The sequence below is a fragment of the Ancylomarina sp. genome (assembly GCF_041555295.1).
In the GTDB taxonomy this organism is placed as follows: Bacteria; Bacteroidota; Bacteroidia; order Bacteroidales; family Marinifilaceae; genus Ancylomarina.
Genome location: NZ_JBFFKR010000175.1, coordinates 1 through 7,437, shown reverse-complemented (window position 1 = coordinate 7,437; position 7,437 = coordinate 1). Strand labels below are relative to the sequence as shown.

Genomic DNA, 7,437 nt, shown 5'->3' with positions numbered 1-7,437 from the left:
CTTGAAACACAAATCAAAATTGAATTGGATCTGGATGGTAGCAGTCAAGGGAAAATCAATACAGGGTTAAGCTTCTTTGATCACATGTTGGAACAGATCCTAAAACACTCAGGCATTGACCTATCTATAACTACTTTTGCAGATTTAAACGTTGATGAACACCACTGTATTGAAGATACTGGTATTGCCTTAGGCGAAGCTTTCAAAATTGCATTGGGAAATAAACTTGGTTTAGAGCGTTACGGATTTTGTTTGCCTATGGATGATTGCCTTGCACAAGTTGCTCTTGATTTTGGAGGCAGAAATGAATTGGTTTGGAAAGCAGATTTCAAGCGAGAAATGGTTGGAGATATGCCAACAGAAATGTTTTCTCACTTTTTCAAATCATTCAGTAATGGAGCCTTGTGCAATTTGAATATAAAAGCAGAAGGTACCAATGAGCACCACAAGATTGAAGGCATTTTTAAAGCCTTTGCCAGAGCTATTCGCATGGCCATCAAACGCGATGTAAATAACTTACAACTGCCCTCGACAAAGGGACTTTTATAAGAAGAAGACATGAACAAACAAAATATAGTGATTATCGACTATGAAGCAGGTAACGTTCAGTCAGTGAAGTTTGCTCTAGAACGACTTGGCGTTTCTGCAGAAATTACGAATTGTGAAGAAACCATTCGTAAGGCAGATAAGGTGATATTTCCAGGCGTTGGTGAAGCCACTTGGGCCATGAATGCACTTAAGAAAAATGGATTAGACAAACTGATTCCTCAGCTAAAGCAACCCGTATTGGGTATTTGTTTAGGTATGCAGCTAATGTGTGAACAAAGCGAAGAAGGGAACACCAAAGGGCTAGGAATCTTTCCTGTTGAAACGCTAAGATTCCCCGCTGAGGATAAAGTGCCTCATATGGGTTGGAATCAAATCAAGCAATTGAAAGGGAAACTATTTGAAGGGATTGACGTGGAGAGCTTTGTCTACTTTGTTCACTCCTTCTATGTTCCACTTAACGACTATTCAGCAGCTGAAACGTATTATATCAGAAGTTTCAGTGCCAGTCTTCAGAAAGATAATTTTTATGCCTGCCAGTTTCACCCTGAAAAATCAGGAGATATCGGACAACAAATCTTAAGCAATTTTATAAAGTTATAATCATGCAAAATATAGAAATTATTCCCGCTATTGATATCATCGGAGGACAATGTGTGCGGTTGACTATGGGAGATTACGATACTAAAATCGTATACGATGCGAATCCTTTAAATGTGGCAAAGGCTTTTGAAAAAGCTGGTATCAAGCAGTTGCACTTAGTCGATTTGGAAGGTGCCCGATCGAAAAACATTTGCAACGCTCCTATTTTGAAAGAGATCAGCAAGAATACCAACTTGAAACTTGATTTTGGTGGTGGCTTGAAATCAAAGATGGATATCGATTTGGCTTTTGAGTCTGGTGCATCACAGATAACACTTGGGAGCCTAGCGGTGAGTGATCCTGAACTCTTTGACATTTGTCTGGAAGAATATGGACCTGATCGCATCATCCTGGGTGCCGATGTTAAGAATGGATTCATTGCCACATCTGGATGGGAAAAAGATTCGGGTATTGAACTCTTCGCTTTTCTTGAAAAGTTTCTGAAAAAAGGCATCCGAAGAGTGATTTGCACAGATATCTCAAAAGATGGCATGTTACAAGGACCTGCAATTGAGCTTTACCAATCTATTCTAAAGAAATTCCCTGAAATACAGCTTATTGCCAGTGGTGGTGTATCATGCATCGAAGATGTACGAGCCTTGAATGAAACAGACTGTACTGGAGTTATTATTGGAAAGGCTATTTACGAAGATAGAATCAAAGTAGAAGATTTAGTTAAGGAATTTATACTCTAAGATATGCTAGCAAAACGAATCATTCCCTGTTTGGACATAAAGGATGGCCGAACAGTAAAGGGAATCAACTTTGTAGATTTGAAAGATGCAGGTGATCCTGTCGAATTAGCTGCCTACTATGCAGAACAAGGCGCAGACGAATTGGTCTTTTTGGATATTACTGCCACTCACGAAAAGCGTAAAACCCTACTCGACATGGTTGGTAAAGTCGCTAAGGTTCTTAATATTCCATTCACCGTTGGTGGTGGAATTAGTAGTAGCGAAGATGTCGCAGCCGTTCTAAAAGCTGGAGCAGATAAAATAGCCATCAATTCATCAGCTGTTCGCAATCCGGAATTGATAACTGAACTAGCAAATCGATTTGGTTCTCAATGTGTCGTTTTGGCCGTAGATGCTCGCGAGACTGAAGATGGTTGGGAAGTCTACTTGAATGGTGGGCGAATTCCAACTGGCATCAAGCTCTTCGATTGGCTGAAGGAAGCGGAAAGACGTGGTGCTGGTGAAATACTCTTTACCTCCATGAATCATGATGGAACAAAAAATGGCTTTGCCAATAAAGCTTTAGCTGAGATATCCGAAATGATTAATATTCCACTCATAGCTTCAGGTGGAGCTGGGAATATGGAAGATTTTGCAGATACATTTACTGAAGGTAAAGCTGATGCAGCACTGGCAGCTAGTGTTTTTCACTATAAGGAAATTGAAATTCCTGAATTAAAAAAGTATCTTAAATCGGAAGGTATTCCTGTTAGATTATAGTTTAGAAATGGGGCTTTGCCCCAACCGAGCTTTTGCGAGTTCATGAGCTATGGGAATAAACCCCACTTCATTTATTCATTAAAGTCTATTTTAGTTGTATTCATGATTTCCGCTTTGCTCCAATGGTTGGCTTAATCCAAAAAACGAAGCTACCGAACAGAGTGAGATCATGAGAGCCCGAGATTATATTTACGAATAAAAAAAATCAAGGCTGCTTTTAAAATTTCTTTCTTATTTACCTAAAGTTTAAGTGCGGCCGGGTGATTTTCGAACATCCCGAATTATCGGGACAACTTCCCGGTCTTACTAAATCTCTAGATAATACAAAAGCAATTTGAACAGAGGCCAATTGGGATGAATTGAAAAACATTTAAATACAAATCCAAAGATGAATTATACAGAACTTATAAACCAAATAGATTTCAGCAAAGGTAATGGCCTTGCTCCTGCCATTATTCAAGATGTGCAGACTCAAAAGGTCTTGATGCTTGGTTATGTGAACAAAGAATCCCTTGAGAAAACACTAGCTGAAAAACGTGTTTGTTTTTATTCGCGCAGCAAAAAACGCTTATGGACAAAAGGAGAAAGTAGTGGCAATTACCTAAACTTTATCAGCATGAGCTTGGACTGCGATCAGGATAGTCTTCTTATTAAGGTAAACCCAACCGGTCCTGTTTGTCATACAGGAGATGAAACTTGTTGGAATGAAAGCAATAAGAAATCTGAAATCGATTTTCTCTTACAATTGCAGGATGTGATTGAAGAGAGAAAGAATAATCTATCCGAGAAATCCTATACAGCTAGCTTGTTCCAAAAAGGGATGAATAAAATTGCTCAGAAAGTAGGAGAAGAAGCTGTTGAATTGGTGATTGAAGCCAAGGATGACAATAAGGACTTGTTTATGGGAGAAGCTGCTGATTTAATGTTCCATTATCTGGTACTTCTATCAGCTAAAGGCTATAAACTTGAAGAAGTTGTTGAGCTATTAACTGAAAGACACAAATAAGTAAAAACCTGACAGGTTTAATTACAAGATGTAAATTAAACCTGTCAGGTTTGAATAGTTTAATAGGCTATCAATTTGCTTGTAACCTACAGCATTGATTTATTTCAATTTTCTAACGCCAATAGGTCTTCGACTCTGTCGGCTTATATCATCCTACTTTTTTACTTCAACAGTTTGAGGTATTAATTCTGGATTGTAATTCAACTTCCCTTCAGATTGTGCCACAATGGTAGCGACGGTTGCATCACCCGTTACATTCACTACAGTTCGCAGCATATCAAGAGGACGATCAATACCCAATATTAATGCCAGACCTTCAACTGGAATACCAACAGAAGAAAGAACAATAATCAACATGACGATACTTCCCCCCGGAATACCTGGTGTTCCAATAGAAGCCAGAGTCGCCGTTAATACAATTAGTAATTGGTCATAAATATCCAAAGGCACACCAAATACCTGTGCAATAAAAACGGCTGCAATAGCTTGATAACAACTGGTGCCATCCATATTGATAGTGACGCCTACAGGCAAAACAAAACTGGCCACTTCGTTGGCTACACCCAAATGGTTCTCAACCCGATCAAGCGTAAGAGGCAGTGTGGCAGCAGAGGAAGAAGTAGAAAAAGCCAATAGCTGAGCCGGACTTATCTTCTTGTAAAAATCACGATAAGAAACAGGTGTAAACAAACGCAGGAAAAGAGGATAAATCACAAAAATCATTACCAATAAACCCAGAATCACAGTAATGGCATATAATCCCAGGGCGGCAAATAAATCGACATCTCCTGAAAAATCAACAATTAATCCTGCTATAAGTGCGAAAACCCCATAAGGAGCGAAAGCCATTATCAAATCGATAATTTTAAGGATTATCGCATCAATTCCGTTGAAAAAATCTCGAACGACAATAATCTGTTTTTCTTCAAGTAAAACCATAGCAATACCAAAAAGTATGGCAAAGAAAATAATCTGTAACATCTTGGTATTGTCACTCGCTGCCATAAAGAAGTTCGAAGGCACCATATCGACAAAGAATTGCAAGGGAGTTTCTTCCTTAACCTTTGCTGCCTGATCCTTTTTTAGATCAACAGTGCTGTGGAATTTTTCTTGAAGTTCAATTTTCTTCTCCTCAGGAAAGGTATTGCCTGGCTGAATGGTATTAACCAGAATCAAACCAAAGCTCACTGCAATAACGGTTGACAGCACATATAGAGAGATCGTCTTGAAACCAATACGAGACAACTTTGATATATTTGATAGACTTGAGATGCCCTTAACTAATGACACAAAAATTAAAGGTACAGCAATCAGTTTTAGAAGATTGAGGAAGATAGCTCCCCAAGGCTTAATCCAGTTAAAGGTGAACTCGTCCCAACCCATCTTAACAGCCAAAAGTCCTGCTACGGCACCTAAAGCCATTCCAATCAATATTTTCACATATAATGGCATCTTCTTCTTTGTCATATTCAGTTTTTTTTATTGAAGCCTAAATATACAATAATTTACGAATGATGAATTAAGAGCTATGAATGATGAATTAATAATATGTGTAAATCTGCCTAATCTGTGATTTATCTCTTTTAAAATCATTTTTAATCAGCCTCTCTCATTTATTTGAAGTTAAGGCAAAAGAAAACCCGAAAGTCATATGACTTCCGGGTTATATCTTTACAGAGTGAACGAGTTCAGCTCTAATAATTCCTTTTAAGGATTAGCAAGAACATCCGCCACCACATCCGCCTGGCTCACAGCCATTAGCTTCAGCTTTAATAGCATCCATTTCTTCTTCAGTAGCGTCACGAACTTCGATAACTTCACCTTTGAAAAACAAATCGTCACCAGCTAGAGGGTGATTGAAATCCATTGTTACAGTCTCTTCTTTTAGTTCAAGAACGATACCGTTCATACGACGTCCTGAATTATCTTGCATAGGAACTACGTTTCCTTCAGCAATCATTTCTGAATCAAACTCACCGTTTACTTCAAAAATGTTCTTAGGTAATTCGATAACAGCTTCTTCTGATGCTAAACCGTAAGCTTCTTCAGTAGCCAATTTAAAGTCGAAAGATGCTCCAACAGATAACCCCATTAGGTTAGCTTCGAATTTTTCTAACATTTGTCCTGCACCACAATGGAATGTTAATGGAGTCTCAGCAACTGCTTTCTCGATGATTTCACCATCGATCTCAGTTTTCAACTCATATATCACTGAAACAACCTTATCTTTTGCAATAGTCATAACTTAAATCTTTTAATAATTGATAAAATTCTGCACAAAGGAAAGCTTTTTATTTGGCATCGCAAACAAAAAAAAGAGTTTTTGGTCTATAATTAAGAATCGTTATAGACACAAGTCCCTTTTCAACCAGCCTATCTCAATTTTCAAACTCAAGAAAAGACTGTTTATCAATTATTAAGAACCAGTTCCCAATTTCCCAATTGTGTGATTTCGAAATCAAATTTGACCTCATATTGTGCCTTTCGCAGTTTATTCATTGTATAATAACGTACTGAACATTTAAAGGGAACAATAAAATTTTCAAAGCAAAAGGAATTTCCATTAATTAACTCATTCCCACTATCTCCATCAATAATAAGCTGTGAAACAGAGGTGTTAACAGATCCATTCTGCATTATTTTAATACTCACCAGACATCCCTCACTAAGTTTCTTGAAACTATAACGCTCAACACTTGACTTATAAGTAACCGTTGGTAATACAACTCTCTTTCCCAAATACTTGTCGTGCTTCCAAATACCTGCATAAACAGTATCTTGATTGTTCACTTTTATGTGAAACTCCCCTTCGCCACTTCGAAGTCCTTTATGCCAATCTCCCACATAATAATCACCATTTTGCCAAACATAGGTTCCTGTGCCTTGAGGGAGTCCTTTCTTAAATTGACCTGAATAGGTATCTACCCCTTTTGCATCGCCATTACCATGTGCTAAACCTTTTTTACATTCTCCCTTATAAGACTTTGAGATCTTAGGAAGCAATACCTTTCCTGATTCCTGAGCAAGGGATTGTTTACCATAAAATACGAAAACAAAAATTGAACACAACACAAATACTTTTTTCATAGTTTTAATTTTTAGTCTCACTGATAATTCGGGTATTTCGTATGCCATTGCGATACTCTCCATATTAGAAGCGGTTTTAGGCATTGGGGTTTAATTTAAATACCATCTCATGATTATCGATTAGAAACAATTAATATAAGCATTTATTCTTATGTACAATTAAAACACCAAAGTATTAACATTAATTTAGACCCAATATTCTGAATAATAAAAGATTGATATGGTTTTGTGAAACCAATTACTGAAACAACACCCTAACAGTTAATATCAGGAATTAGAGTACAAAAAAGCAGTGGCATAAAAAAAGAGCTTGAAATATGCTGAAGTAGCAAAATTCCAAACTCATTATTACATAAAAATTTCATTCCTTAAAACTGCTCTTTTAGACTCTTCAAAACGAGTTTATTGAGCCTTTTCAAATTCCAAACGCCATTGGTATTAAAACTTACGTAGTTTATTTTCGATATGTTCCATTTTCCATATATTATACAGGAATTCATCCTTGGGAATTTGATCTTCACCTTCACTGATTAATGTTTCTACATCAGATAACTGAGTGGAAGTCAATTCAGTATTTCTCATCATAGAATCTCTCTTTATACTGTACTTTTTGTGATTCAAATCCAAAGTCAATCCATTTAGATTATCGAAATCGGTCACAGTAATTCTCTCATAATTGAGATTATGACCATTCAAATTTCG

Annotated in this window: 9 protein-coding genes; 5 read left to right on the top strand and 4 right to left on the bottom strand. The window is 37.2% G+C overall.

All coding sequences use genetic code 11. The annotated features are described in order from the left end of the window. From hisB to hisIE, 5 genes are all read left to right on the top strand, one after another. Positions 1 to 549: imidazoleglycerol-phosphate dehydratase HisB (hisB, locus tag ABY905_RS11890; RefSeq protein ID WP_372644132.1), on the top strand; the 549-nt coding region annotated here is incomplete at its 5' end. Between the two features lie 9 nt (positions 550 to 558). After that, positions 559 to 1,149: an imidazole glycerol phosphate synthase subunit HisH gene (hisH, locus tag ABY905_RS11885; protein WP_372644129.1), complete on the top strand. Its 591-nt coding sequence runs from the start codon at positions 559 to 561 to the stop codon at positions 1,147 to 1,149. Positions 1,150 to 1,151: 2 nt separating this feature from the next. Then, entirely contained in the window at positions 1,152 to 1,883 is a 732-nt protein-coding gene (hisA, locus tag ABY905_RS11880) for a 1-(5-phosphoribosyl)-5-[(5-phosphoribosylamino)methylideneamino]imidazole-4-carboxamide isomerase (protein WP_372644126.1), read from the top strand. Positions 1,884 to 1,886: 3 nt separating this feature from the next. Continuing rightward, on the top strand, positions 1,887 to 2,642 hold the full coding sequence (gene hisF, locus ABY905_RS11875) for an imidazole glycerol phosphate synthase subunit HisF (RefSeq protein WP_372644123.1): 756 nt from the start codon (positions 1,887 to 1,889) through the stop codon (positions 2,640 to 2,642). A gap of 388 nt (positions 2,643 to 3,030) precedes the next feature. After that, positions 3,031 to 3,648 carry a bifunctional phosphoribosyl-AMP cyclohydrolase/phosphoribosyl-ATP diphosphatase HisIE gene (gene hisIE / locus ABY905_RS11870; protein ID WP_372644120.1) on the top strand — a complete coding sequence of 206 codons (618 nt, stop codon included), beginning with the start codon at positions 3,031 to 3,033 and terminating at the stop codon, positions 3,646 to 3,648. 153 nt (positions 3,649 to 3,801) lie between these two features. On the opposite strand, the gene ABY905_RS11865 is transcribed toward hisIE, so the two are convergent. From ABY905_RS11865 to ABY905_RS11850, 4 genes are all read right to left on the bottom strand, one after another. Next, a complete protein-coding gene (locus ABY905_RS11865) occupies positions 3,802 to 5,115 on the bottom strand; it encodes a dicarboxylate/amino acid:cation symporter (protein WP_372644117.1) in 1,314 nt (437 codons plus the stop codon). A 247-nt stretch (positions 5,116 to 5,362) separates the two neighbouring features. Beyond that, entirely contained in the window at positions 5,363 to 5,890 is a 528-nt protein-coding gene (locus ABY905_RS11860; protein ID WP_372644114.1) for a peptidylprolyl isomerase, read from the bottom strand. A 167-nt stretch (positions 5,891 to 6,057) separates the two neighbouring features. After that, a complete protein-coding gene (locus ABY905_RS11855) occupies positions 6,058 to 6,819 on the bottom strand; it encodes a hypothetical protein (protein ID WP_372644111.1) in 762 nt (253 codons plus the stop codon). A gap of 354 nt (positions 6,820 to 7,173) precedes the next feature. After that, on the bottom strand, positions 7,174 to 7,437 hold a 264-nt coding region (locus ABY905_RS11850), incomplete at its 5' end, for a hypothetical protein (protein WP_372644108.1).

Excerpts from the sequence above, each read along its gene's own strand:
- hisH (WP_372644129.1), top strand. The coding sequence starts at position 559 with ATGAACAAACAAAATATAGTGATTATCGACTATGAAGCAGGTAACGTT.
- hisA (WP_372644126.1), top strand. The coding sequence starts at position 1,152 with ATGCAAAATATAGAAATTATTCCCGCTATTGATATCATCGGAGGACAA.
- hisF (WP_372644123.1), top strand. The coding sequence starts at position 1,887 with ATGCTAGCAAAACGAATCATTCCCTGTTTGGACATAAAGGATGGCCGA.
- hisIE (WP_372644120.1), top strand. The coding sequence starts at position 3,031 with ATGAATTATACAGAACTTATAAACCAAATAGATTTCAGCAAAGGTAAT.
- ABY905_RS11865 (WP_372644117.1), bottom strand. The coding sequence starts at position 5,115 with ATGACAAAGAAGAAGATGCCATTATATGTGAAAATATTGATTGGAATG.
- ABY905_RS11860 (WP_372644114.1), bottom strand. The coding sequence starts at position 5,890 with ATGACTATTGCAAAAGATAAGGTTGTTTCAGTGATATATGAGTTGAAA.
- ABY905_RS11855 (WP_372644111.1), bottom strand. The coding sequence starts at position 6,819 with ATGCCTAAAACCGCTTCTAATATGGAGAGTATCGCAATGGCATACGAA.